24 protein-coding genes are annotated in these 25052 nt (G+C 61.4%); 10 read left to right on the forward strand and 14 right to left on the reverse strand.

Translation table 11 applies throughout. From position 1 onward, the window contains the following. The first annotated feature begins 3 nt into the window (after window positions 1-3). Window positions 4-888 (forward strand): energy transducer TonB, encoded by an 885-nt coding sequence (locus HPF_RS11630; RefSeq protein ID WP_133156677.1) that lies wholly within the window; start codon window positions 4-6, stop codon window positions 886-888. Between the two features lie 34 nt (window positions 889-922). Here HPF_RS11630 and HPF_RS11635 read toward each other — a convergent pair whose 3' ends face one another. After that, a complete protein-coding gene (locus HPF_RS11635; RefSeq protein ID WP_243721737.1) occupies window positions 923-1873 on the reverse strand; it encodes an MBL fold metallo-hydrolase in 951 nt (316 codons plus the stop codon). 659 nt (window positions 1874-2532) lie between these two features. Here HPF_RS11635 and HPF_RS11640 point away from each other — a divergent pair. The 7 genes from HPF_RS11640 to HPF_RS11670 all read left to right on the forward strand — a co-directional run bounded on the left by HPF_RS11640 (window position 2533) and on the right by HPF_RS11670 (window position 8504). After that, window positions 2533-2994, forward strand: coding sequence for a LexA family protein (locus tag HPF_RS11640; protein ID WP_133156678.1), 462 nt, complete (start codon window positions 2533-2535; stop codon window positions 2992-2994). Window positions 2995-3004: 10 nt separating this feature from the next. Continuing rightward, entirely contained in the window at window positions 3005-4315 is a 1311-nt protein-coding gene (locus HPF_RS11645; protein ID WP_133156679.1) for a Y-family DNA polymerase, read from the forward strand. A gap of 173 nt (window positions 4316-4488) precedes the next feature. After that, on the forward strand, window positions 4489-4974 hold the full coding sequence (locus HPF_RS11650) for a PH domain-containing protein (RefSeq protein WP_133156680.1): 486 nt from the start codon (window positions 4489-4491) through the stop codon (window positions 4972-4974). Window positions 4975-5072: 98 nt separating this feature from the next. Further along, window positions 5073-5774, forward strand: a complete 702-nt coding sequence (locus tag HPF_RS11655; RefSeq protein WP_243721738.1) for a DsbC family protein — start codon at window positions 5073-5075, stop codon at window positions 5772-5774. A gap of 38 nt (window positions 5775-5812) precedes the next feature. Then, the gene (locus tag HPF_RS11660) at window positions 5813-6484 is read left to right on the forward strand and encodes a hypothetical protein (protein WP_133156682.1); all 672 of its coding nucleotides are present in this window, start codon (window positions 5813-5815) and stop codon (window positions 6482-6484) included. 62 nt (window positions 6485-6546) lie between these two features. Next, window positions 6547-7410 (forward strand): DUF3262 family protein, encoded by an 864-nt coding sequence (locus HPF_RS11665; protein ID WP_207959370.1) that lies wholly within the window; start codon window positions 6547-6549, stop codon window positions 7408-7410. Window positions 7411-7463: 53 nt separating this feature from the next. After that, window positions 7464-8504: a hypothetical protein gene (locus HPF_RS11670; protein WP_133156684.1), complete on the forward strand. Its 1041-nt coding sequence runs from the start codon at window positions 7464-7466 to the stop codon at window positions 8502-8504. A gap of 202 nt (window positions 8505-8706) precedes the next feature. Here the strand turns inward: HPF_RS11670 and HPF_RS11675 are convergent, their stop codons facing one another. Further along, window positions 8707-11694, reverse strand: a complete 2988-nt coding sequence (locus HPF_RS11675) for a TrlF family AAA-like ATPase (protein WP_133156685.1) — start codon at window positions 11692-11694, stop codon at window positions 8707-8709. Window positions 11695-12216: 522 nt separating this feature from the next. On the opposite strand from HPF_RS11675, the gene HPF_RS11680 reads away from it, so the two are divergent. After that, window positions 12217-13092 (forward strand): tyrosine-type recombinase/integrase, encoded by an 876-nt coding sequence (locus HPF_RS11680; protein ID WP_133156686.1) that lies wholly within the window; start codon window positions 12217-12219, stop codon window positions 13090-13092. A 7-nt stretch (window positions 13093-13099) separates the two neighbouring features. Further along, on the forward strand, window positions 13100-14305 hold the full coding sequence (locus HPF_RS11685; protein ID WP_133156687.1) for an IS91 family transposase: 1206 nt from the start codon (window positions 13100-13102) through the stop codon (window positions 14303-14305). Between the two features lie 461 nt (window positions 14306-14766). Here the strand turns inward: HPF_RS11685 and HPF_RS11690 are convergent, their stop codons facing one another. The 12 genes from HPF_RS11690 to HPF_RS11745 form a co-directional block, all read right to left on the reverse strand. Further along, window positions 14767-15543, reverse strand: coding sequence for a tyrosine-type recombinase/integrase (locus tag HPF_RS11690; protein WP_165961693.1), 777 nt, complete (start codon window positions 15541-15543; stop codon window positions 14767-14769). Between the two features lie 332 nt (window positions 15544-15875). Beyond that, the gene (locus HPF_RS11695; RefSeq protein ID WP_133156689.1) at window positions 15876-18218 is read right to left on the reverse strand and encodes a DEAD/DEAH box helicase; all 2343 of its coding nucleotides are present in this window, start codon (window positions 18216-18218) and stop codon (window positions 15876-15878) included. Window positions 18219-18361: 143 nt separating this feature from the next. Beyond that, entirely contained in the window at window positions 18362-18979 is a 618-nt protein-coding gene (locus HPF_RS11700) for a hypothetical protein (protein WP_133156690.1), read from the reverse strand. Window positions 18980-19045: 66 nt separating this feature from the next. Further along, window positions 19046-19459, reverse strand: coding sequence for a hypothetical protein (locus HPF_RS11705; protein WP_133156691.1), 414 nt, complete (start codon window positions 19457-19459; stop codon window positions 19046-19048). 119 nt (window positions 19460-19578) lie between these two features. Further along, entirely contained in the window at window positions 19579-20169 is a 591-nt protein-coding gene (locus HPF_RS11710) for a JAB domain-containing protein (RefSeq protein ID WP_133156692.1), read from the reverse strand. Between the two features lie 237 nt (window positions 20170-20406). After that, window positions 20407-20598 carry a hypothetical protein gene (locus HPF_RS11715; protein ID WP_133156693.1) on the reverse strand — a complete coding sequence of 64 codons (192 nt, stop codon included), beginning with the start codon at window positions 20596-20598 and terminating at the stop codon, window positions 20407-20409. 48 nt (window positions 20599-20646) lie between these two features. Next, window positions 20647-20850, reverse strand: a complete 204-nt coding sequence (locus tag HPF_RS11720) for a hypothetical protein (protein ID WP_133156694.1) — start codon at window positions 20848-20850, stop codon at window positions 20647-20649. 12 nt (window positions 20851-20862) lie between these two features. After that, window positions 20863-22002 (reverse strand): DUF6094 domain-containing protein, encoded by a 1140-nt coding sequence (locus tag HPF_RS11725; protein ID WP_133156695.1) that lies wholly within the window; start codon window positions 22000-22002, stop codon window positions 20863-20865. A 71-nt stretch (window positions 22003-22073) separates the two neighbouring features. Beyond that, window positions 22074-22517, reverse strand: coding sequence for a hypothetical protein (locus tag HPF_RS11730; protein WP_133156696.1), 444 nt, complete (start codon window positions 22515-22517; stop codon window positions 22074-22076). Between the two features lie 86 nt (window positions 22518-22603). Further along, window positions 22604-23062, reverse strand: coding sequence for a DUF7673 family protein (locus tag HPF_RS11735; protein WP_133156697.1), 459 nt, complete (start codon window positions 23060-23062; stop codon window positions 22604-22606). Between the two features lie 146 nt (window positions 23063-23208). Then, window positions 23209-23469, reverse strand: coding sequence for a hypothetical protein (locus HPF_RS11740; RefSeq protein WP_133156698.1), 261 nt, complete (start codon window positions 23467-23469; stop codon window positions 23209-23211). Window positions 23470-23970: 501 nt separating this feature from the next. After that, entirely contained in the window at window positions 23971-24603 is a 633-nt protein-coding gene (locus tag HPF_RS11745; protein WP_133156699.1) for a DUF3275 family protein, read from the reverse strand. Window positions 24604-25052: the final 449 nt, after the last annotated feature.

Consider the following 25052-nt stretch of genomic DNA (forward strand, 5'->3'; position numbering starts at 1 on the left):
CTGATGCGCCAAGTTCAGTTTGTATTCGCAGTTGTGGCGTCCCTGGGTTTGCACATCCTGGGCGTGTTCATGGCGGTGCAATACGCACAGGTCCGCAACATCGTGCCGGAGGTGGATCCGCCAAAGCAGCAAGTGATTCGTCTGGAACTGGTGGTGATTCCGTCACAGCACAAAGAGGACATTGCGCCGCCTGAGCGACCCGATCAATCATCATCCCGGACATCTGCAGCGAATCGCGTCCCGGCCCCTGCCGCTGTCCTTCTCTCGCCCCAGGAGTCAGTCGCGGCGTCACCGGTGGAAGATCGTCCGCGGGCTTTTATGGACGCGCCGCCCGCTCCCACTGCACAGGAATGGGCCATGGCCGCGACCTATACGTTGAAGAACAGCAAACGCTACCGCCACAATTGGGGACAACAGGTCCGCAGCATGATGGGTACCGCCCACGATGGTCCCGACCAAGGCGCTGTGCGATTTCGCATCGAGATTGCCCCGAACGGCAAACTGGCCCAGCTCGACACCCTTTGGACCACCTCGGCCTCGGCCGAACAGAGAGCCCGCGCAGCTGTGCTGCAGATGCCACCCTTGCCGCCCACTCCCAACGGCAACCCCCTGATTTTTGAGAAGACCATTGTCTTCGACGCCTTCACCGCCGAAGTCCCGCCGCTCTACAAGAACGACTGCGAACCCGATCCGGTGCAGCACGGCAACCGTTTCGTCTGGGACGGACGCTCGCCGCAGGTGGTGGCAGAGCAGGCCGTGGCCGAGAAGCTCGACCCTGCGGCCTACGCCGAGTGTCTCAAGCAACTGCCGCAAGACAGTATCGAAGCCGAAGCCGCCAGCGACGAACGCCAACTGAAGCAGTGGGGCTCCTCCACGTTGGGGCGCTGAGGCCTCTGGTTCGGAGCAACCAGCCAAAGACACGTCACTCCCGCTCCACCTCCAGATACGTGCGGCTGCCATTGCCTGGCATCAACTCCGCGGCGTTGAGCAGATGCATGAAGGGCTTTGAGTCAAAGCTCTTGATAGCGGTGCTGATGCCGGCCCCTTCATCGACAGCCTTGCGCATGTGGGCACGAAGCGCCGTGAGGTAGTCGCGGGTTTCAACTCGCGCCTTTCCCAGATTGGACACCCGTCCGTGACCTGGGACGATGTGGACTGGTGCCAGGCGCTCCATTTCGGCAAACGTTTCCAGCCAGTGCTTGGTATTGCTGATCGGCAGCACACCCAGCATGCGGTCAACATACACAACATCGCCACTGAAAACCACACGCTGCTGCGGGAGCCAGACCAGCATATCCCCGGGCGTATGGGCGCCGCCGCGGTGCTTGAACTGAAATGTCACGCCACCGAGGGTCAACGTCACATCCTTGCCCTGTATCCATTGGCTTGGAAATGTCGGGTCGGTGCCGTCTACCTTCACTCCCAATACCTGGCGGAGGCCTGCCACGTGGTCACCACCACGACTGACCATGTCAGCCTGACCTGCTGCATGCGCTAGAACCTCCGCTCCCTGACTCAAAAAGTATCCGTTGCCAAGCCAGCGATGGTCCTGTCCGCCGGTGTTGATCACCCACTTCACCGGCTGGTTGGTAACGCGCCGAATGGCCTCGTGAATCTGGCGCGCACCTTGGAAAGTTGCTCCGCTGTCAATGAGGACTGCACCATCTGTAGTCACCACCAGACCCAGGTTGGCGTTGAGACCTTCGTTGCTCTCGCTGCGTGCACCGGTCTCGCCAATGAAGGCATAGACACCGTCCACGACCTTGTTGAACTGGACTTCAACCGCGTGAACAGGCATGGCTGCAAAAATTGCGACAAACCAGCCTGCAATCACTTTGCCAGGGGGTCGTTGCTTCCAAAAGAGTTGTTTCATGCCCAACATGCTAACGGGGCGCGCTTACGGGAGAAAAGAAAGCCGGGAAAGGCACCTTCAGTAAGCAGTTTGTGCGCTCTAGGTTGGTCTGTAAAGAGTGTCTGCATCACTCCAGATAGCTGACACCCAATCGCTGCGATTGTCAGGGCTTGTATGTCTGCAATGTGGCAAGGACCACTGAATAACCTGTACGTCCCCACCGGCAGCACCCGCTGCACTGCCGTCATTCACTGGGCCTTGCCGAACTTCAGCAGAGGGTCGTTGCCGCCAGTTCAGGCAATCCGACCGACCGCTCCCGCAGCTAACCGTGACCAAGTCATGACTACATGCAGATTTTCCGCTCCTAACTGTTAGCAGAGCTCCAGAAGCGTTGTAGGTGCGCCGCCCGAAGGCCACCTCGCCGGCCCAGTGCGGCACCAGGCCAAAGAGCCCCTGCAGCGCCTCGCGTGGTGGCACGGCATCGTCGCCCACATCGGCGTTCGGATGGCGCCGCACGAAGGGCGCTGAGTAGGTCGGCCAGACGTCCGTGCGCAGGTTGGTCCCCGGCGGCAGCGTCACCCCGAAGTGCAGGCGGAGGCGCTCGGTGTTTGTGCAGGCGTCGTAGTTGGAGCACATGTCCGCATTCTTGTCATAAACGGCCAACTGGATATACTGGATATATGAACAGTATTTGCATCAGCTCTGCACCCCTGCCGCTGGCGGCCGTGCCGCTGGTGCTGCCTATGCCGGAGGCCCGTGTTCGCGCAGGGTTTCCGTCGCCTGCAGAGGACTTCGCAGTCAACCGGTTGGACTTGACGGAGATCCTGGTTCCGCACCCCCAGGCATCCTTCCTGATCCGCGTGGCGGGTTCTTCCATGCGGGACATGGGCATCGACGACGGCGACCTGCTGGTGGTGGACCGGGCGCTCAAGGCCATGCACGGGGATATCGTGGTTGCTGTGGTGGACGGGGATTTCACTGTCAAGCAGTTGCATCAGCGCGCCGGTCGCATACGCCTGAAGGCGGCAAATCCCACCTTCCCAGACATCGTGCCCAAGGAGGGCCAGACCATCGAGGTCTGGGGTGTGGTCACGAGCGGTATCAAGCGCTTCGTTGCCTTGGCGAATCGTTCAAGGTGCTGAGGATGTGGCCATGTACGCGCTGGTCGACGGCAACAATTTCTATGTCTCCTGTGAACGGGTGTTCCGGCCCAGCCTGAACGGTCGTCCGGTCGTGGTGCTGTCGAACAACGACGGGTGCGCCATCTCTCGCAGCAACGAGGCCAAGGACCTGGGCATCAAGATGGCCGCGCCCTGGTTCAAGATCCGCCACCTCGAAGAGTCGGCCGGTCTGGTGGCGCTGTCGGCCAACTTCGTGCTGTACGGCGACATGAGCGACCGCATGATGACCCTGGCGGCGGGCCTTGGGCCGACCCAGGAGATCTACTCGATCGACGAGAGCTTCGTCGGTCTGCACGGTGTGCGCGGTGACCTGGTGGCGCGAGGCCGCAAGGTGCGCGAGCGCATCCTGCAGTGGACGGGCATCCCGACCTGCATCGGCATGGCGCCTACCAAGACGCTGGCCAAGCTGGCCAACCACATCGCCAAGACCGCCGAGCGCAAGCCGGGCAGCTACCCGAGGGAGCTGGCCCAGGTGTTCAACCTGGCCGCCCTGCCCGCCCAGGACCTGGACGACGTGCTGCTGGCGACCGATGTGGGGGATGTCTGGGGGGTGGGTCCGCGCATCTCCGAACAACTCAGGGAAGGCGGCATCCGCACGGTGCTGGACCTGACGCGGATGGACCCGGCCACTGCGCGCCGCGGCTGGAGCGTCACCCTGGAGAAGACGGTGCGGGAGCTGCAGGGCCAGCCGTGCATCGATCTGGAGGATGCCCCGGGCCCCAAGCAGCAGATCGCCTGCACACGCTCGTTCGGCAAGCCGGTTCACCAGCTTGGACCGCTGATTGAGGCCGTGAGCGAGTTTGCTGCGCGGGCCGGAGAAAAACTGCGCAAGCAAAACTGCCTGGCCACCGAGCTGCTGGTGTTCATGCACACCTCGCCCTATCGGCCAGGGCCCCAGTGCTCTCGCAGTGTGGTGGTACCGCTGCGCAGACCGACCGATGACACCCTGGCGCTGTCCAAGGCCGCAGCCGACGGCATGCGGTTCATGTACGTGGCCGGCTACCAGTTCATCAAGGCAGGCGTGATCTTGGTCGACCTGCAGCCGGCCAGCGTTCAACAGCGGGAGCTGGATCTGGGCGACCCGAACGAGGCACCCGCCACGCGCGATCGCTCTCGGCTCATGGCGGCCATGGACCTGATCAACACACGCTTCGGGAAAGGCACCGTGCACTCCGGTGGAACCGGCAAACCGGGAGCGAATCGGGTGTGGACGATGAAGCAGGAGCGCCGGACACCGGCCTACACCACCTGCCTGGCCGACGTGCCCGTGGCTAGGGCTTAGCAGTATCAATCTTCCTCGGGTAGAGACGTGGTTTGTGCCATTTACAACTAGATAGCTTGCCGATTGGTAGACCCTGCTAAAGCAGATTCCCACTCCCGTGTCAAGCGAAAACCTGCCCTTTCTGCGGCAGGTTTTGAAGTGCAAGGCCCTGCCCTTCTTCATAGATTGGAGCCATGGACCAACCCGATCCCCATCTCCTTGCCAGAGTCGCACCGGAGCAAATGCATGTCGGCGCTCAGGTACGTGAGACCCACGTGCTCTGGAGCGCCAGCGAGGGCCAGGTCAGCAATGCCGGCGTCTACCTGATCGCCATTCTCACGTTTTGGTTGGTGTTGCCAGTCCTCTACGCCGGCTACCGCTATCTGCGCACCGCGCGCCACAGGTACAGCCTGACCGACCAGCGTTTCATCGAAGAGAGCGGCATCCTGGTCAAACACGTCGAGTCCGTCGAGTTATACCGGGTCAAGGACATCTCCGTCAAAGGCACCCTTGTGCAGTCCATATTCGGCCGTGGCCAGGTCGTGATCCAGAGCACCGACGCCACCTGCCCCACCCTGCTCGTCAATGCCGTGGCCAACCCTGTGGCCGTCTCTGAACAGATTCGCCATGCGGTCGAGATTCGCCGCACCGAGCGGGGTGTTCGGGCATTCGATTTCTGACGCTCCCTGTTCCAGTTCTTCCCCAGCCCACCACCATGAAAACGCTTCAACTCTCCAAACTGCGCAGATCTCTTCTGATGTCAGTGACGGGCCTTCTCATGTCCTGCACTGCCATCGCACAGAACGCCGTTGCGGAACCCAAGGCCACGCAGATGCGCGCCACCATCGAGCGAAACACCCAGGGCAAGGTCAAGCCCGGCGCCATCCGCAGCACCCCGATTGCCGGCATGTATGCGGTCGAAGTCGGCTCGGAGATCTTCTACGTGGACGAGTCGGGCCGGTACGGGTTTTCTGGAGCGGCACTGATCGACATGCAGCAGCGACAGGACCTCACGGCTGCCCACATGGAGCAGATGCACCGGGTGGGCTTCGGTGATCTGCCCCTGCAGCATGCGATCAAGGAGGTCCGGGGCAACGGCTCCAGAAAGCTCGCCGTCTTCGAAGACCCCAACTGCCCCATCTGCAAGGTATTCACCAAGTTCGTGGACCAGCTGGACAACGTCACCGTCTACAAGTTCATGTTCCCTGTGATCTCGCCCGAGTCGGTACCCCTGGCTCGCACCGCGTGGTGTGCGCAGGACCGCGGCGCAGCGTGGCGCGCCATCATGGCCGGCAGCAGGCCCATGGGCGGCAAGCAGGACTGCGACACCTCTGGCCTACTGGCCATCCTCAAGGTTGGCGAAAAGTACCGCATCCAGAACACGCCGACGGTGTTCCTGGCGAATGGCAAGCGCCTGGTCGGCGCTACCCCCCCTGAGGTGTTCATGAGCGAACTGGAAGCCGCCAGCTTGCCTCATTAGAGTGGCGGATCTTCAGATCAATTCAGCCGGAGGAAACCATGCACTCGACCATTCCGTCCAAAATTCCGTTCGTCACGCAACGCGGCTTGCATGCCTTGTTTTGGTCGCTGATGTTCGTCGCGGCATCGCTCTGTGGCCTGGCTACCAGCGCTCGCGCCCAAGGAGGCGAAGTGCGCGCCACGAGCACCGATCAGGTCAAATTCCCCGCTGGCTTGAAGTGGGAACCGATGCGCGAGGTGCGCTTCCAGGACCCTCCCAAACCTGGCGCAAGGCCTTTGTCGAAGGACTACGCGGCAGCTCTTGCGGTGTGGTCCGATGAGGTCAAGCGCTCGTTCGATCAGGCACCCGCCTTCAGCGTGGGGGTCTTGCTGGCCCAGGCGCGAAGCGCCAGGAACTCCGTGCTGACGTTCTCCCTGTTGAGCGTCATGGACTTTGACCGTTGCGAGCCACCCCTGAATGGCAAGAACGTGGTGGACATGTTCTCCAAGTGCCTGGCCCGGGTCCACGTCGGCCACACGCCACAACCGGTGATGAAGGAGTTTGCGGGCTTTTGCTACCTGCACATCGACAACAACCCCGACACGCCGCTGGCCAAAAACCACACTGAGTTCGCCTTTGATGTCCAGTCCAACACGGGGTACTTCAGGGTGATCCAGTATGGCAAAGAGGTGTCGGCCTGCCGCAGGGCCATCGTCGTAGAGGGCGCATGATGGCTGCGATGTCACTTTGGCTGCGAAGGGTGCTCTTGCCGTTGACATGCGCGCTCGCCCTGGTGTCCACCATCGCATGGGCCCAGAGCAATACCCGTGTCACGTCCGATCAGGTGGCCGCAGCCATTCTCGCTTCGCCCAACGCCAGTTCTCAGCTGCGAGACTATGCCAACGCCATCGGCAATCTGGCCATGTTCGAGAGTGGTGGGCGACTCGATGTCTACAACGGCTCGTGCTGCTACGGCGTGCTGCAGATGAACACGGCCAACATCGCCAGCATCAGACCGCCCATAACTACCGAACAGTTTCGCAATCTGCCCCTGCAGGACCAGGTCAACGCCTGGGCAACCGTGATGTCGCAGGCTCTGCGCACCACCGCGCCAGCACAACTGGCGGCAATGACCACCTTCGATGGCCGTCCAGTCACTCCGAGCATGGTCCTGGCCTGTGTCCAGCTGGGGGTGGGCAACTGCCTGACCATGATCCGCTCCGGCCGCTGCGAAGGGTTCAACGACCGCAACGGCACCTCCATCTGCGAGATGGCCGACCGCATCGACGGCGTGACCCGTCCGCCTGTAGCCAACCCTTCGCCTTCACCTGGTCCCGGCACCGGGTGGACCCTCACCCCGCAGACACCGAACACCGCGCTCCAGAACTGCCTGACTGATGGCTACGGTAACTGTATGTCGCTCTCTTCGGCCGTGGAGGCAGGCTTCGAGAACGGCTCGGGCATTTCAATGTCCCAGCTTCGGAACACCATTCAGATGCTGACCGTGGCCATCACCTTCCTGATCTGCGCCAGCATGCTGCTGGCGATGTGGAGACAGTACGCCGATGGGCGGATTGCCACGGCTGATTTGTGGATGGGCGTTCGCCAGGTCAGCATGGTCGCCTCCATCATCCTGATCGTTTTGACAGTGGCCTGAGCACGGCTGCAGCAGCACTCCGGTACTGTCGGAGGTTGCATCAGGGAGAAAACATGATCACTCGCCGACAATGCCTGCTGGGCGTTCCTGCGCTGATGTCAGGGTGCGTCACCATTCACGGGGAAGACTCGGTCATACGGGTTGGCCAGGACATCACCAGGCAGGATTTCAAGGGGGACAAGCAGGTTCTTCGTTCCGACGGAACCTGGGCAAGCGCCGCCCGGCCAGAGGCCAACATCACCCGACAGACCGTCTGGCACCTCACCGCGCAGGAGTCGGGCTTCAAGGCATGGCGCTTCGGGTGGGAGCACGACCACAACGTGCGCTACGTGGACCCACTCTCTCCCATCGTCGAAGTCGGCGGCTTCAGTGCCACCGGCTGGGCAACGTACCTGGTCAAGGGCAGCGGGGTTCAGGACTACGTCGTGCGACGGGTCCATTTCATCAAGTCTGGCCAGCCCGAGACCATTGGCCATCTGGAGGGCTTTCGAGGGGAGTGGCGTTTCACGCCCTTGGATGGCCCAACCGCAGCGGCCTACGACTACCACCTCAGCTCCCGGGGCATCCTACTTCTGCGCAGCAGCAGCGCATTCACGTATTTCCCGACCACGAGCATTGCCACCAGACTGCTGCCTGAGAATTGGCACCTGGCATGGACGCAGCGCGCCGACATCGAGGCATCGCGCCTCGTGGTCGTGCGCCGGCATGTCCCTCAATCGATGGAACCGGCCCGTTACGAGATTGGCTTCTACGACGTGGACAAAGCCCAGTTGCTGCGCACCCGGCTTGAGATGAGCCTGATCAGGGGTTCCGAAGAGCCGAACTTCCGCAATCGTTTCTACCTGTACGACACCCCCAAGGGACCGATCACGGTGGCCAAGGAAGACGGCATCAAAAAAGTGGTGGTGCGCAATATCCGCACCGACCAACAGCGGGTGGCGTTCTCGCGCGATGCCGGTATCTCGCACATCAAGGCCGAGCAGACCAACACTGGCCGCATCACGGTGAAAGTTGCGGTGGGTTTCTCCGACGAAACGATTTATGACGCAGAAGACTTTCTCTACAACGGACGCCTGGCGCCACCCTCTTCGTGATGCGCTTGGTACGAGACTGCACCAGTACGAGAGTTCGCGAAGTGTTGGAATAGCGTTACCTGTACGGCAACTTTGCAGCGGTTGCGGATCTTCACGCTCGGAAGCCGTATGACCGATCAACGCCAGCTATTGGACGCTCAGTCCATCGGTACACCGACCCCGACAGCGAACGCACAGAGCAACCTGGCGCTGGCCGCAGGCACTACATCCGCACCCTCAGGCGTCGCGCACGCTCCTTGAAAGCCGCCTCGCCGCCCTCCAATATCTCGCAGACTTGGCGCCGGATTTCCGGGTTCTCCAACCCTCCGCTCTGATAGCTAATCTCCGGCAACTGCCCCGGACGATGCGGCCCACACTTGGCTACGATGACCTGATCGGCGTCTGTGTTGACAATGAGATTTGCGTTGTGCGTCACGATAATGATCTGACGGCGAAGGCGAGTCCTGCGGAATCGGTCCACCAGTTCATCGAAGATAGACTTTGGGTCAAGGTTTTCTTCCGGCTGGTCCACGATCAGCGGCCGATCATCCTCCTGGTCAATCGCCAGGTACAGCAGCAACAACACGATCCCGCGTGTACCGGGCGACAACTGCTCAATATCGACCCCTTCGTACTGCACGCCATACGTGATCCTGATGTGGTCGGTGCTGTAGAGCCAGGCGGAAACGCGTCCACCCCATTCCCGAAAAGCCTCGGTATCTGATCGCTCAACGGGCGCATGGTCCACCAGCTGCGCTTCATGGGAGGCACGGAAATCAGCCATCGCGCTCGCTACCTCGGCACTAGTGCCTGCCTCCCATGCCGCCAGCAGCTCTGCTTGTGCCGCCGCCAACAATGCGCCGCGCCCCTTGAAGGGGCCGGCCTTGCGAAGATCCAGCAGTTCCTCACCGCGCTGTGCCCAGGCCTCCAGATCGACGGACCGCCGGATGGAGAAGGCCAGCTTTCCCAAGGCGCCATCCTCAGCCGCGAGGCGTTGCTTCAGCGGCTCATAGAGCGCGGAAAGCTCTTTTTCCTCTTCCAGGATGCCATCGAAAACAGCGGCGTAGCTGGTGCGCCGCTCTTCGATCAACTCCTTGATCCGAGCCTCCGCCTGATTGGCCGTAGCGATGTCCCGGTCGAGTTTCGCCAGTACAGCGTCGTCTCGGGAGATCTTCTCGGACAGACGCTTGAACGCCCTAGTTGCCTGCTCATCGACATTGATCAATGCTCGAAGCCGAGCCGCCTCTCGTTCCAGAAGGCCCAAGGTCTGCTGGCTCAGGTCAGAACCCTCAGGCAAAAGAGAGACGGTCGAGGGCGGTGTTCCAGGCACCGATTCTGCTTCCTTGAAGGGAATACCGACCATGGCCATGATCTGATCATCTACCGCTTTGATGGCCGCGGTCAGGATGCCATCAACGTCGCCAGAAAAGTCCATCAGAAACGCCTTCCAAGCTTCGGTCTCCAGACCTGCATCCGCATGGACCTGCTGCAGCTGACGCAGTCGCAACGGCGCTTTGCTGGCTCTTGTGTCGGCCACTTCGTCGCGCAATGCGCCCAGGGCTTGCCGACGCCGACGCGCCTGCTCAATGCGCGAACGCACGGCCTCTGCTGCGTTAGACACGACATCGAATTGCTTGGCGCGCTCTTCGCTGCCCTTGCCGATGAGGCTCTCCCGATCCTTCCGGTCTTTCGCCAGCCCAGCCGACTTATCCGCACGCTGCCGTAGCAGCTGAGGTAATGCCGCTCGGCGCCCACGCTCCAGGTTCAACTGTGTCGTGGTTTCCACCAGCATTTCTTCGTGGCTTTGACGCATCGAGCGGCCGTGCGCTGCCTTGAGATCGAGTAACTCCTGGAATGTTGTCGTGCCCATCCGGTCCTCACTCGGATGGGCCATGTAGATGATCCGCTCAATTTCGGCGAGCAGTTCATCGGTCATCCCCTCGGCGGAACAAAGCCGATCCACGAACTGCTGGGATAGATACTGCACACGAGGCGATTCGAGCAATCCCGAATTCTCTAGGTCGCCTAAGTCGACTTCGGTCGGTGTACCGTCCTCCCACAACAACCTAGACATGCTGCCATTGAGGTGCCGGTGCGCTCGGCGAACAAACGACCGCTCGTCCAGGTCTCCGGAAAGCGCGAAGCCAGCCGCAGCGACTAGGTCAGCCAATGCGGTCTTTCCAGATCCTCTGGCACCGATGATCCCCACCAGCCCCGGGTTCAGCTGCACCGAAGGCACGCTCATCCACTGGGCGTTGGTGAGGCCTATCGAGGCGATGACCTGTGAAGGAAGCGCACCGCGTGGCGGAGAAGCGCCGATGAACGCGCGAGTGCCTGGCTCCAGACACACCTGCCGCAAAGAATCGAAACTGACATCCCCCTTGATCCAGCAGTACCGATCCAATTGCGGCTGTCCGACCTGCTCCGGTGCATGAGCATCACTGCCGTGCAGACACGGTTTGCAGCCGTTCCAATCGGAAGCCAGCTTGTCGATGGACGCTGCGCCCCTCCCCAGCCAGAACTCGCGCTGCTTAGGCTGCGACGAAAAGATGATGTGCGCGAAGCGCTCTATCTCCTTTCGTAGGATCGCCTGCGATGCATCGCTCTGCAGCCCCGATGAGCCATCGGTGCTGCCCGCAGCCACCGCAACCAGTACGTTCTCCTGCACCCATGCGCTTCGCTTCCATTCGGCACGCAGTTGCTCCGGGTTGACCTTGAAGTGGTTGGCGCCAACAGCCAATGCGGCCCGCTCGTCGATCAGTGTTGCGTCGTGGGTTCGTCCCAACCGGATCAGGTCCGAAGCATCACAGCGAAAGGTCTCGCCATAGGCCTCGAAGGTGAGCGCGCGCAAGAAACGCCGAATCTGCTCCACATGGTCGGGATCTTCCGGAGAAACCAGCAAATGGACGTTGATCGGCGAACCCTTGCTAGTGCCGATCCCATAGCGCATCTCGACATTGGCAAAGATCAGGTCCACGTCCGGCAGCCGTCCTGCCTGCTTGTGCCTCCGAACCGCGACATATGTGTCGACGCTGTAGTAGTCCGTGATGCCTATGGCGCGAATGCGCGGTGTGGCGCCTTCGAGCTTCGCAAGAAACTGCCCCCATGCATCCTCGCCGCAGTACTGGTCGTTCAGGATCGTTCCGGGCGCATGAAGATGCGGATCCCAGCGGTGCCATTTAGCCCCCTGCGGGTCAGACTTTCCAAGCATTGCTCCACCTCCTTATTGCCAAATCTTTGCTCTTGTCACGCTGCCATCAACAGCAACGCATCTGTGACAAATTGAATCACAAACGGAACCAGCTATTGAAGCGCCCAGCTGTTGGTTGAATGCAGAAAGCCTTTCGCTATTGATGCTCTCGAACCTCCGGGAGACCCGACCACCGTCAGCTCTGCGTCTACTGTTTCAGTTAGCGTTCAGCAGGTCGGCGCATCTTCGCGGCGCGCCGGCCTGCTGCTGATTTCAACAATCTTCGTCGTAGTAGTAGAAGCGCGTCAGGTCCGGGCGAGTCGCAGTAGCACTACACCGTGAGGTCGATCGGGGCCGAAGTCGAGCGACCGGTTCTGCCGACCGCCGACACTCGGCGCTGCGGATCGAATGACCGGCCCCAGCCTGAGGACTAAACCGCTCGCGCGGTAGTCTCCGAGCTGAGATGGTTGGTTGACGTCGATGGCTCACGTGCCGATGTTGTGAACCGAGGCAATTGGCCTCGGTCACAACAGGAGCACCATCATGAACGCACCCCATCCGACGGTTTCTCCGTTGCGCCAACGCATGCTCGAAGACATGCGGATGCGCAGGCTTGCACCCCAGACGCAGACCGCCTACATCCGAGCCGTGCGCCGGTTTGCAGCCTACCTTCACCGGCCTCCGGATACCGCCACCGTCGAAGACCTGCGCAACTTCCAGCTTCACCTGGTTGACGAAGGCACCTCACCCACGACCCTCAACGCCACCATCACCGGGCTGAAGTTCTTTTGCGAGATCACCCTGGATCGCGCAGAGCTGACAGCCAAGATGCAGCCAGTTCATGTGCCCCGCACCTTGCCGGTGGTGCTCAGCCGCGAGGAAGTGGCTCGTCTGATTGCCGCAACTGGAAACCTCAAGCACCAGACCGCGCTGTCTCTGGCCTATGGCACAGGTCTGCGCGCCAGCGAAGTCGTGTCTCTGAAGGTCAGCGACATCGACAGCCAACGCATGACGCTGCGCGTTGAACAAGGCAAGGGCAGCAAGGACCGCTACGCCATGCTCTCGCCAATATTGCTGGAGCGTCTTCGGGTCTGGTGGCGTGTGGCCCGAGCGCAAGGCAAGATGCTCGACGGCGGCTGGCTGTTCCCAGGCTTGAACCCGGTCGAACCGCTGACCACCCGGCAGCTCAACCGCGCCATTCACATGGCGGCCGATGCCGCGAACATCGACAAGCGCGTGTCCATGCACACCCTGCGCCACAGCTTTGCCACCCACTTGCTGGAGCAGAAGGTGGACATCCGCGTGATCCAGGTTTTGCTCGGGCACAAGAAGCTGGAGACGACGGCCATGTACGCGCAGGTGGCCACCGACATCCTGCGCGAGGTGGTCAGTCCGCTGGAGCAACTGAGCACCGCGTAGGCCCACCATGGGCACCGCTGCCCTGGAGGTGGCGGACATCTTCCGCACCCACGGGCCAGCCTGGCGGCATGCCCAGCGCTCCCACCTGAGCCTGGGTCAGCTCAAAGTCATGACAGCCATTGAACAGTGCCGCAGTGCGGCGCTGGGGGGACATGTGCTGCGCTGTGAAGACTGCCAGCGCCTGCAGGTTGCCTACAACTCGTGCCGCAACCGGCACTGCCCCAAGTGCCAGGCCAGTGCTGCACAGCGCTGGCTGGATGCACGCCAGGCCGACCTGCTGCCTGTGGACTACTTCCACGTGGTCTTCACGCTGCCTGCGCCCATCAGCGAGATCGCGTACTGGAACAAGGCCGTCGTCTACGGCCTGCTGTTCGAGGTGGCGGCCCAGACGCTGCGCACCATCGCCGCTGATCCCCGGCACCTGGGCGCGCAGATCGGCGCCACCCTGGTACTGCACACCTGGGGTTCGGCGCTCACCCACCATCCGCACGTCCACGGCATCGTGCCCGGCGGTGGGCTCTCACTCGACGGCCAGCGTTGGGTGGCTTGCCGACCGGGTTTCTTCCTGCCGGTGCGCGTGCTCTCGCGTCTGTTCAGGCGGCTCTTCCTGGAAGCACTGGAACAGGAGCACCGCGCGGGCACGCTGAAGTTCTTCTCGGAGCTCACCGCGCTGGCGGACCCGAGGGCCTTTGCGCGATGGCTCGCGCCGCTGCGACGCTGTGAATGGGTGGTCTATGCCAAGAAGCCGTTTGCGGGTCCACAGGCAGTGCTGGCCTACCTCTCGCGCTACACCCACCGGGTGGCGATCTCCAACTCGCGTCTGGTGGCGCACGACGAGCATGGGGTGACGTTTCGCTGGAAGGACTACCGTGAGAAGTGCCGAGGCCAAGGCAAAACGCGCCACAAGACGATGACGCTCTCGCCCGAGGAGTTCATGCGTCGCTTCCTACTGCACGTGCTGCCGAGCGGGTTCCACCGGATCAGGCACTACGGTCTGCTGGCCAACAACCATCGGCGGGAGTGCATCGAGCAGGCGCGCCAGCTGCTTGTGCCTGAGAAGCCAGGTGGGCAGATCGAGAGGCGCCGGTGTGCTGATGCTGAGCCGGCCCGGCCGACCTTCGTGTGCGTTCACTGCGGCGCGGCGATGCTCATCGTCGAGACGTTTGCGCGCGGGCAGTCCATTCACACACATCACCAGCGAGGTCCACCATGACCGCGTTGGAATGTGCAAGCTTGCTGGTGTCTGAAACGGGCTCACCACGGCTCGCAGAGGACAGCTGCGCCCGAATCGGAAATCCACCGCGCTGGACCCGTAAGAACAGCTGCAGTTGTTCACCTGAAACCGCGCGGCACTCGGCATTGACGACATCACTCCGGGATCAGGCGGCGCAAATACCGCTCCCCGCAACACTGCACTCCGTCAAATCACCATAGCTGCCAACTGGTACGCCCAGATTGGTACTCACCGCGGTTTCCTCCCTAGAGGCTTGTACGACGCCCACCCTTGGTGGTAAGCGTGAGTTGTCGGCGCGCCTGCACGGGAGGGCGTCCTACAACCCTTAACTATACCTGCCTCTGGTTTTACTCTGGCGGTAAGCAACACTTTTCATGATGTTGCGAGGAGATAACTGGCTTCAGGACGGGCCGACAAAACATCTATTTGATGTGGACTGCTCATAGTCGACCGTACAGGTGCCCACGGGGGTGGTGTCGTTCGATGATTTCGTGCAATCGTGGCGTCAGTGCCTGCGTATACAAAGTGGTAGTGGCCAAGTGGGCATGGCCCAGAAGAAGCTGAATAGATCGCAGATCTGCTCCCCCTTGATACAGATGAGTCGCAAAGGCTCGACGGAGTGTGTGGGCTGTAAGCAGTGGCATGTTCGCCTTCAACGCATATTCCTTGATCCGAGCTCGTAGCGTGCCGTAGCTCAAAGAAGCTGGCGTTTTCGTTGACGGAAAAACGCACCTGTCTCCCCCGGATGGAAGGGCTGCCAGGCGTCGTCTGCGCAAGAGCCTTGGGTGTACGACTTTTAGGTAGTAGCTGAGCCACTTCGCGGCCGACTCATTCAAGACCACGAGGCGCTCCTTGTTCCCCTTGCCCACGACTGCCGCTCGCCGTTCAGATGGCCACACACTATGCACCTGCATGCTCAGCAGCTCGTGCGAGCGAATCCCAGTTGCGTAAAGCAGTTCCAGCATGACTCGGTCGCGTATCCCGTCGAGGCTGACAGGATCAGGCAATTCCATCATTCTTTGCAATTGCTCATAGGTGGGCACGAACCACGGCGTCTTTGCCCTGGGTGAACGGGCCAGCGAGGCCAAGTTCAGTGCGAGGTTCGCCAGAGCATGGCCTTCCCTGTGTAGCCAGGCGTAAATGGACTTGAGGTGCCAACGGATTACACCGATGGTCTGATCAGCCAGGTGATGCCGATCACCAAGGAATTTGTTCATGTCCCCAGGTGTCGCTTGGAGCCAATTTCGCTCGAAAGCGTTTCTCCGAAGCCACGCTTCCCAAGAGCCCTGGACCGAAACCGCTGCACGTATTGAACGCTCCGCCAAGCCACGTTCGTGGCGAAGAAAAAAAATATACGCCTCCAGCGCCTCGCCTGGACTCATTACCCCCCTCCTGACCTTCAAATCGTCTTTGACCATGATTCTGAGAACAGGACCGAAGTAACCTTGAGACCAGGGCTGTCAATCTATGTAGTCTCCATCCCCCATTTGATCTATGCTACGGAAAAAAAGCCCGGACGGTGAGGTCCGGGCTGAGATCAGAAGAGGCATCACGCCTCAGCAAGAAGCTTCTTGGCCAGCGCCACTTCCAGGCTGTCGCCGCTGTCGTTGAGCACATCCAGGCCGCTGTCGGGCATGTCGCCCGACGTGGACTGGGACACCGCGATCTTCTTGGCCATCAACTTGAGGCACTCCATCTGCGAGCTGCCGGCATAGCCCAGGAAATACACCTTGACCTCCTGCTTTTGCCCGATCCGCCACGACCGCCTTGCCGCCTGCTGGACGGTGTAGACGTTGTAGCCGGACTGCATGAACGCGATGGTCGGGAACTCCAGCAGATCCAGACCGGTTTTGACCAGTTCGGGGTTGCAGATGAGCACGTCGATGCCGCGTTCGACCTGGTCGGCCACCCAGTCCTCACGCTTGGCGGCATCCACGCTGGCGCGCAGCACCGCCACCTTCAGACCATGTGCTTCAAGCAGGACCTTCAGGCGCGAGGTGGTGTCCCGCGTACCGGAATACACCGTGTACGCAAGCACCCGACGGCCCAGGGCCTTCTCGTCCTTGCAGAGCTGCAGCAGGTGCGCTTCCTTGGGAGTGACCTCCCCGTCCGCGAACACAGCCGCCTGGCTGTACAGCAGTGTCTTCGTCCGTGGGTGGCGAACCACCTCCGGCCTAAAGCAGCAATCTGGCCAGGCCAGCAGCACGTTCATCACCACGCCCAGAAGGGAGCTGTCCTTGAGGGCCAGCGCCTGTTTGAGCGTTTTGATGAGACTGCGCGACATGGTGTCGTATGCCGCCTGCTGTGCCGGCGTCATGGCGACGTCGACAAAGCGCTCTTCGTAGGGTGGTAGCACTTTCTGCCCGATGTCCTTGAGCTTCAGGAACACCGTGCAGGGAAGCACGTAGCGCATGATGCCAACCGGGCCGAAGCCTGGTGCCTTGCTGGTGCGCACCGTCAGGGCCTTGCCCTTGGCGGTGCGGTGCGACGAGTCGCTCGACTCCTTGTAGATGTCCTTCAAGACCCCGTGCTCGCGCAGGAAGCCCATCGTGGCATTGGCCATGGAGCCGGACTTGGACGGCTTGAACCCGTCTTCGATCATGGCGCCCGGGTTCAGGCGCCACAGCAGGTGGAACAGATCATCGGCATAGCCGCCCATGAGCGTGCCCGTCAGCAACACCGTTTTCTGGCACTGGCTGGCGAGAACACCCATGGCCTGGCCCTGGGCCGAACCCTCGTTCTTGTACTCGTGCCCTTCATCGACCACCAGCAACCCGAAATAGCCTCTGGGGAAGTAGCGTTTGATGAACTCGGTGGGCTGGTAGCCGCCCTCGCCGATGCTGAACTCGAAGTTGGCCAGGCTGCGCTCCATGCGCGAGGCCTGCCGATCAGAAAACACCAGGTCACCGTTCTCGTCCATGAGGTTCAGGAACTCATAGACGTTGTCTCCAAGCATGGCCCCCAGCATGTCCTCACCAAAAGCGTTCAACAGTCGTTGGGCCGTTTTCTCGCCAATGGTGGGCATCTGCTTCAAGGCGCCCAGCACCAGGTCGTGCATGGACTCGATGGCTCGGCCCGAGCGAATCAGCGTCCAGAGGGCGCTGCCGCAGTGCTGGCACTTCAGGCGCTTGTCCGACAGGATGGCATTGGCCAACGCTGCAGAGACCGGCATGGGGTGGCCATCGCCATCCTCTCGCGTGATCGGCCGCATGCAGTCCGGGCAAGCTGCCACCTCCAGGGCCTGACCGTCGAACAGGGTCCGACGGGTCATGAAGGCGGCTCTCCAGTGGAAGCCCATGCGCATGCGCACACGGCCGAGGATGAAGAACTCGGGCTGAATGGTCTTCAGGCCAATGGCCTTGCGCAGCATCAGCAGCTTTCGCAGCGTGTCCGGGCCGTTGAGAATCCAGACCTTGGCACCAGGCACGGTCTCCAGGATCTCGCGCCGCCATTTGTAGACCAGGTGGGGCGGCGAGATGACGATGGTTCGAGGGTGGGTCTGCTGCAGCAGCGCTGCCGCGCAGATGGCCATCATGGTCTTGCCCGTGCCCATCTCCGCATTGATCACGGCCGAGGGGTGGTTGTGGTCCACCAGGAGCTTGACGACAGCCTGCACGGCATCGGCCTGCGCCTGGAAGGGTTTGCGCTTGAGTGCCTCCATGAACGTCTGGCGGCGCTGGTAGACATCGCCCTGCTTTTCCAGCTCGGGATCGAAGACTGCCGGGTTCTGGGACTTGACCTGGCTGAGCAGGCCGTCCCCGAACTCGTCGATGAACTGGCTCAGGCTGACCTGGTCACTGGTGGGACCGACAGGCGTCGACTCCACGACGGTGTCGTCGAGGACGGCCAGATCGGCGTCAGAGGCGTTTTCAAGGGTGGTGGTGTCGCTCATGTGTTTCTCCATGGAAAAAGCTGCTGGACGCCCTTCTGGGCGTTCCAGCGGTGGTTTGTGATGAGGGGGATGCCGGCAGAGTCGGTGCCGGCGTGTTCGAGCTGCCCTGCACACCCGGGGGCGGGCAAGGTGGTTTCAAGAACTCAGGGGGTCAGCAGGCCGCTGCGCACCCCGTCACTGACGAACTGAACGAAGTGATCGCTCAGGCTCACCCGTGTGGCTTCAATGCGCCCGATGGCCGGGTACACCGGGTCGTCGAGCATTTCAATGGCACGCTTCTCGCGGCACCAGGTCAGCACTGGCTCCCGCCAATGCTCCAGGAGTGCCACCGGACAGAGATCGAGCACGGTGCGCCAGAGTCGCTCCTCTCTCGGGTCTGCATTGTTGGCTTCTGACGCGTTGGCGCCCGCCGGCGGGCGCTGGTGCATCACCCAGGCAATGCGGTTGGCCCGGTCGGGCTTTTGCAGCGCTTTGTCGTAGAGCCACATGTGGCTCAACTGGCCGAACAGGTTCTGCCGTGGCAAGCGCACCGAGTGCTTGGCCAGGCGGTCCGTGTTCTCAACCTCAGTGGGATGGCGCTGGCCAGCGCCCACCAGATGGAAGCGATCGACACCGCGCTCCGTGTGTCCCAGCTCCAGGGCGGAGAGGAATTGCATGATGGAGCCGTCTCGGCCGTAGAGCGAGAGGAACATCAGCCGGCCGTCGCTGTTTCTGAGACAGCCGTCGACCCAGATCTCCGGGAACTCTTCAACTTGGTACATGGTTTCTCCTGAAACCACGGGACACCCCCACGGGTGTGATCCCGTGAGGGTTGATGAAAAACGAACTCAGACCGGCGTGGCGCCGGTCTGGTCCAACTCAGCGGCAACGGTCTCACTGGCCGTCTTGCCCTGGGCATAGTGGCGCTCGATGGCCACCAGCACCCGGGACAGTTGAGCTAGCGCCGCCTGGTGCTGCGCCGTCACGATGGCCTCGGTCACCCGCGCTGGCTTGGAAAACGCCACCGTCTCGGAGAAGTCCCCGGAAGGACCGCCGAAGGCCATGGCGTGACGGAGCATGCCGCCGGCATCTGCGTTCCAGACCGTGGCCGACGTGCGCATCCCGGTGCCGCCGATCACCTTGCTGGTGGTCAGCTTGAGCACGCGCGTGGCGTTGACGTTGAATTCGGATTTGGCATGCCAACCATCGCGGTCGCGGTAGGTATGGGTTTGAACTTGGGCTTGGGACTGAACTTCTTGCATGGTGGTACTCCTTTGAGGTGAAAGAAAGGCGAACCACCGCCGAGGCGGGTGGCCCGCCGGGCTGGGAAAGAAACGGAAATGCGCGCAAGGCGCAGGGGTTTAGGAACTACGGAGCGGGGTCACATCAGGCCCATGGCGGCCATGGATGCACTTTCGCCCTCTCCGACGATGATGTGATCAAGCACGCGCACGTCCACCAGGGAGAGACACGCTTTGATGGCGTTCGTCAGCGCTTCATCAGCTCTGGACGGTTGGCTGATCCCGGACGGGTGGTTGTGCGCCAAGATGACCGATGCAGCGTTGAAGTGCAGCGCCCGCTTAACGATCTCTCTCGGATACACCGATGTCTGCGTCAGGGTCCCCCGAAACAGCTCCTCGGCGCGAATCAACCGCACCTGGGAATCCATGAAGAGAACCCAGAAGCACTCGTAGGGCAAGCCGCCGATCTTCAAACGCAGAAAGTCCTGGACAGCACGAGGCTGGCCCAGCGTCGGCCGGCATTGGATACTCTCGGCCAGTGCCCGACTCATCAATTCACGGGCACACAGCAAGAGCTGATGGCCGCTGCCGCTCATGTATCCCGTGTCATCACCGAGTTGCAGGCCGAAGGCCCTTGCCAAACTGGTGATACCCAAAGCGCCGTCTCCGACGACGCGGTGCAACAGTTCCCGGTCGGGGAGCCTGCGCAGTTCTGTGAACTCAATGTCCATGTGCTTCTCCTGAAAAAGTGAAGCACGGCCCCCGAAGGGACGCGATGCCCCACGGGGTTGGTGATGACGTGAACTCCAGCGGTTGCCCGCTGCGCGCGATTGCAGAGTTGATCGCGCGTCGAAACCAATCCTGGTTGTGGTCAGATGGTTTCCCCAAACACCCTGCCTGCAGGGCCGCTTGGGGAACCCTTCTGGGTTCCGCTGGCCGGTGCGAGCCGGCCTTGTTGTTGTACCGGCTCAGACCGGAGTCACATGAAAGTCCCAGTCGGGCGGGATGCCCTTGACGGCCAATCCTGCGGCCTCTCGGGCCTCGAACTCCTCGGCGCTGATGCTGTACTTGGACAGAGCGGCGCAGCGCGCCAGTTCCTCCGTGTCTTCACTGACAGTGCCGATGTGCTCCCCTTCGGCGTAGACGTTCCAATCTTTCACAGGCTACCTCCTTCTTTGCTCGGATCGTAGCCTTGCTTGACCAGTTCGTCATACATCGTCTTGGCGACGATGGCCCGTTGCTCTTTCAGACAGTCCTTGCATGAGGTTGCTCAGAGCCTGCGCAGACGCGAAGGCCTTCGCCACCTCGGGCCAGATGTGACGCAGTGCCTTGTCTTCCGCGCTGAAGGCCAGCCGTTTGACGAGCAGGCCCAGTTCACCCCAGCTCGGCGTCATGTCGATGGTCATAGGCATGTGCATCCTCCTTCAACTGATGCGGATGATTCGACCAAGGTCAGGACCTGGTGTGAACTCGATGGCCGTGATCACGGGCACGAACCGGTCGATCATGGTGATCGTCTGGCTCACGTTGCCTTTCTCGTCGGTCTCCATGCTCACGCTTCGGTCCTTCTTCTTGAAGGTATCGCCCTTGATCAGCAACGCCCTGCCCGTCTTGGACCTCACCATCCCTGTCACCTGACCTGCCGCAAGGGCCAACGCCAGGTGCCAACGGCTGAGATCTCGCAACGGCCTGCGATGCGTCGCCTTGACCTGGTTGAAATGCTGGTTGAACTGCGACCACAGAAGGCTGCTGTCAAAGCGCTGCAGCTCTTCTTGCAACTGCTCTGCGTCGATCCGAACCGCCCGAAAGTCGAACTCTTCCGCCGGCGCGGCCGGCAGCTCGTAGGGCTGCTCCAACCACTCCACAGGAAGCACCTGTTCCGCCAGTTCGCCAGCTTGGGCCCGGGTCAGCTGCGCCAGGGTTTCCTTGTCGGGGTGTCCGGGCTTGACCTTGATGCCAAAGATGACGCACTGTTGAAACTGCTTCTCCGGTGCCATGAAGAACCGCAAGTTGCGAAAGTTGCGGGCCAGGTAGGTTCTGATCTCGTCATCGAGCGCGTAGAACGGCACGATGTAGACCAGCACGCCACCGGGCATCAACGTGCCCACAGTTTTCTTCAGGAAGGTGCGCTCCAGCCGCTCCGCTTTTTCTTTCGCGTCGAGGTTGTTGCGATCCGGGTTCGCGGCATCGCTGACGCCAAAGCCGTAGGGTGGGTTGAGAAACAGCAGGCTCACCGAACGCGGTTTGACGACCACATCGTGAACGTCGGCATGCAACACACGGCCCAGAAGCTTCTTGGCCTCCCAGGCGCGTTCGCGGTCGAACTCGACACCCAGGGTTTCGACCTGGCTGCGGGACTGGGACATCTCCAGCACGTCCTGCAGGCCCGTGGCAATGTCGGCAAGAGCCGCACCAGTGCCACAGCACGGGTCCAGCAAGCGCAGCGTGCCAGCCTTCGAAGGTGGTGCCAACGCCGAAATCACACGAGAGAGGGTGTCCTCGTCGGTGGGGTAGTAGCCGGCCTTGACGTAGTTGTTGGCCAGCCGAGAGAAAAGCAACGCCATGTGCGTCTCCTTGAAAAAGAGGACAAGGGACGCCCGGACGGGTCGTCCCGTCCGGGGTGGGTTGAAAAGGCTCAGGCAGTACGGGAGTTCTGACCCGAGATGTAGGCTTCCATCAGGGCGTCGTGCAGCAGACCTGTCTCCAGGCTGTGCAAGGCCGACCCTTGTTCATCGAGGTCCATGTTCAGTCGCTGGCTGGCGATGTCACGAATCCGTTTCTCGGCAGCGTGCTCCTCGGCCACGTCCACCACATGATGCAGAACATCACGCATGTCGATGTGACCGAAAGCCACCGCTTCGAGGCTGGCCAGCGAGAGCGCTTCAAGCACTGCGGTCTTGCGAGACATCAACAGCGCGCGCGCAGCGTCCTTCCATTCCTGGCGTGTCACGCCCTTCATGGCTTCGATGCGCTCCGAAGCTTGCTTGTTCTGGGATGCCGCTTTCACGGCACCCAGCATCACTTGCTGCACTTCTTCGCCCAGGGTGGGCAAAGTGGGTTGAACGTCGTTAACGTTCATGGTGATCTCTCCTTGATTTAACAAAGGTGGGACCACCGCCCCCGAAGGGATCGTGTGATCCCATCCGGGGTTGATGAACTATCGAGTCAGGTCTTGGATGCGGTCTCCAGCTTCCAGTCCCGGATCATGTTTTCCCAACGGCGTCCGCCGTCGTCGAAGTAGTTGTGCACCTCCTGGACGCAGTGCCTTGCATCCATTCGCAGCGTTGACATGCAGTCCTCGAAGAGATTGCCGTCAATCGTCCGCAAGTCCGTCAGGTCGAAGGGGAAGCGCGTGCCGTTGTACAGCCCTGCCAGAAACCGCGCGATGACGCGGCACTGACCGGTGTCTCCCTGGGCAATGCCGTACAGCCGAAACAGCGCCGCTTTTCCTTTGGCCATGACGTCCTCGCGCTTGGCATCCTCCGCGCGAATCTGCTGATTGATGGGAGCCTCCTCATCACTGAGGATCTGCATCCAGAGTCGGTGGAACTGCTCTTGTTTTTCGACAGGAACGTCCACCGCTATCTTCACGTTTCGAGGTTGCATCGGTAGTGTGGTGCTCATGATGATTTCCCTTGGTTGAACCTGCGACACTCTCGGCATGACCGATACATCGCGATGGGTGGTGATTGAAGGCGGCCACCGCGACCTGGAGGCCGAGGTAGCCCGTTTGCTGGAAGACCCGGACGGGGAAGCAGCCTGGCAGGAACTCAAACGGCTCGGACGGCAAATCCGCCCTGCAGCCAATTCACCGCTTGCAGTCGTAGAGCCAGGTTCTTCGGCAGTTGCGGCCGAAGAACCGGATCGTCCAGGCAATTGCTGACCAGCGTGAGCACCGAACGCGCACCCTGGGGAGGGTGCTTGTCCAGCAGCTCGTCGAGCTGATCGGTCTCCTTCGTCGAAGCCTGTGACAGCCACGCCAGGAAGATCGCATACAGCGAGCGCCGGTTTCCTTGGGAGAGTTGGGACATGTTGACTCCATAAAAATGGAGACGCCCAGACCCCAGGGGGGACATGAGAGTCCCCAGGGGGTTGATGAAAGACATGAACTCCAGCGGTTGCTCGCTGCGCACGATTGCAGAGTTGATCGTGCGTTGAAACCAATCTTGGTATTGGTCAGATGGTTTCCCGAAACACCCTGTTGTCAGGGATGCTGCGGGAACCCATCTGGGCTCCGAGTTTGAACAGAATCATTCTACTTTCACCCCCTCGCGCATTGCCAGTGTGTCGGCAGGCACGGATCGCCGAAAGCTGAGGGTCCAGGCGATCAAAAAAAGGCGCGGGAGTCTGGTCGGAGGTTTGCGTCCCCCCGTCCGCTCAAGCCGCAAAGCCGCCGCACATCAGGTTGCAGCCACCCAAGTTTGCCGTTTTGCTTCCCACCTGCTAACCAGAAAGTCGCAGGGATGGGCTGTCCACTGGAGTCCGTTGGCCCCAGAGGACAGCCCACCTCAGTGGGCCGTCAGACGACATGGTTACGCGCCTGGATGGATCCAGGTCTGTTGTTTCGAGTCGAAGGTGTATCCCCGTGCCTTCAAGCCCGCAGTTTGCTTGCGGAACAACACACGGTCTACCGTCGGGTCCAGCTTCACGGCCTGGTGGTTTTCGATCTGCGTGGCCAGCTCCTGGCCAAAGAGTTCAATGTCGCCGGTCGATTGGCCGGCTTGCGCAACCGCTTGGCCAGCGTCTTTCTCCGACACCGATGTGGCTTCCTTGCCCAGCCGGTTGCCCCTCATGTCGGCCCAGTTGGTCCGCGTGGCGGGCTTCTGGGACGCTTTCGGGGGAACCTGAGGGGTCGGCACCTCGTCAATGGGATCTGGCTCGCTGTGCTCGTTGGAGCGCACCGGCTTGCGATCTTCTGAATCCACCTGCAGGTCATGCAGCCGAGCGCGCAGCTCGGTCACAGCCTTGCCATACGAGATGTACTGGGACATGTAGATCTCGCTGATCCACACGGTCCCCTGGTATTCCCCTTCCTCGAACTGGTCGAGCATGGGGTCCTTGACCTTGAACTCACCGAAGTCGGTGGCCAGGTCCGCGATACAGAACGCGCCGTTTCGGCTCTGTCGAATCTTCTTGATGCGAAGCGTGCCTTGGCACTTGATCATGGTGTGTGCTCCTGATGAGAAAACGCCAGGAGCACACACCAGCACCGTGCCGGGAGATGCATCCCGACAGGGTTGAAAAACAGTGAAGTGCAATTACAAGGAAACGGCCGACCCACAAGGGAGCGGGTCGGCGCCTCCGAGCTTCTACAGAACTGACAGGCTTCCGACCTGGCAGCTTTGCTGGTCTGGCGTCGAGGTGTGCATCAGCGAGGCGACCAGTGAGGACAGAAACCCCGGTTCCCGAAGGAGCGTCCACGCTTCAGGGGTTGACGTGGATCATGTGCCAGCAGTGCTGGCTCCGGCTCTTTGAAGCGATGCCGGTGAACGCTCGGAAAGTCTTGAGGATACCGCAACGCATCAATTTTGTGTGTGCCCTGACGCGATGCGGCGCCTGCTCGCCTGACTGGCCGGCGTGGTGCGGGAGCACCAGGCCCCCCGCCCTGAAGGCC

The sequence above is a fragment of the Hydrogenophaga pseudoflava genome, from assembly GCF_004353865.1.
Taxonomy (GTDB): domain Bacteria; phylum Pseudomonadota; class Gammaproteobacteria; order Burkholderiales; family Burkholderiaceae_C; genus Hydrogenophaga; species Hydrogenophaga pseudoflava.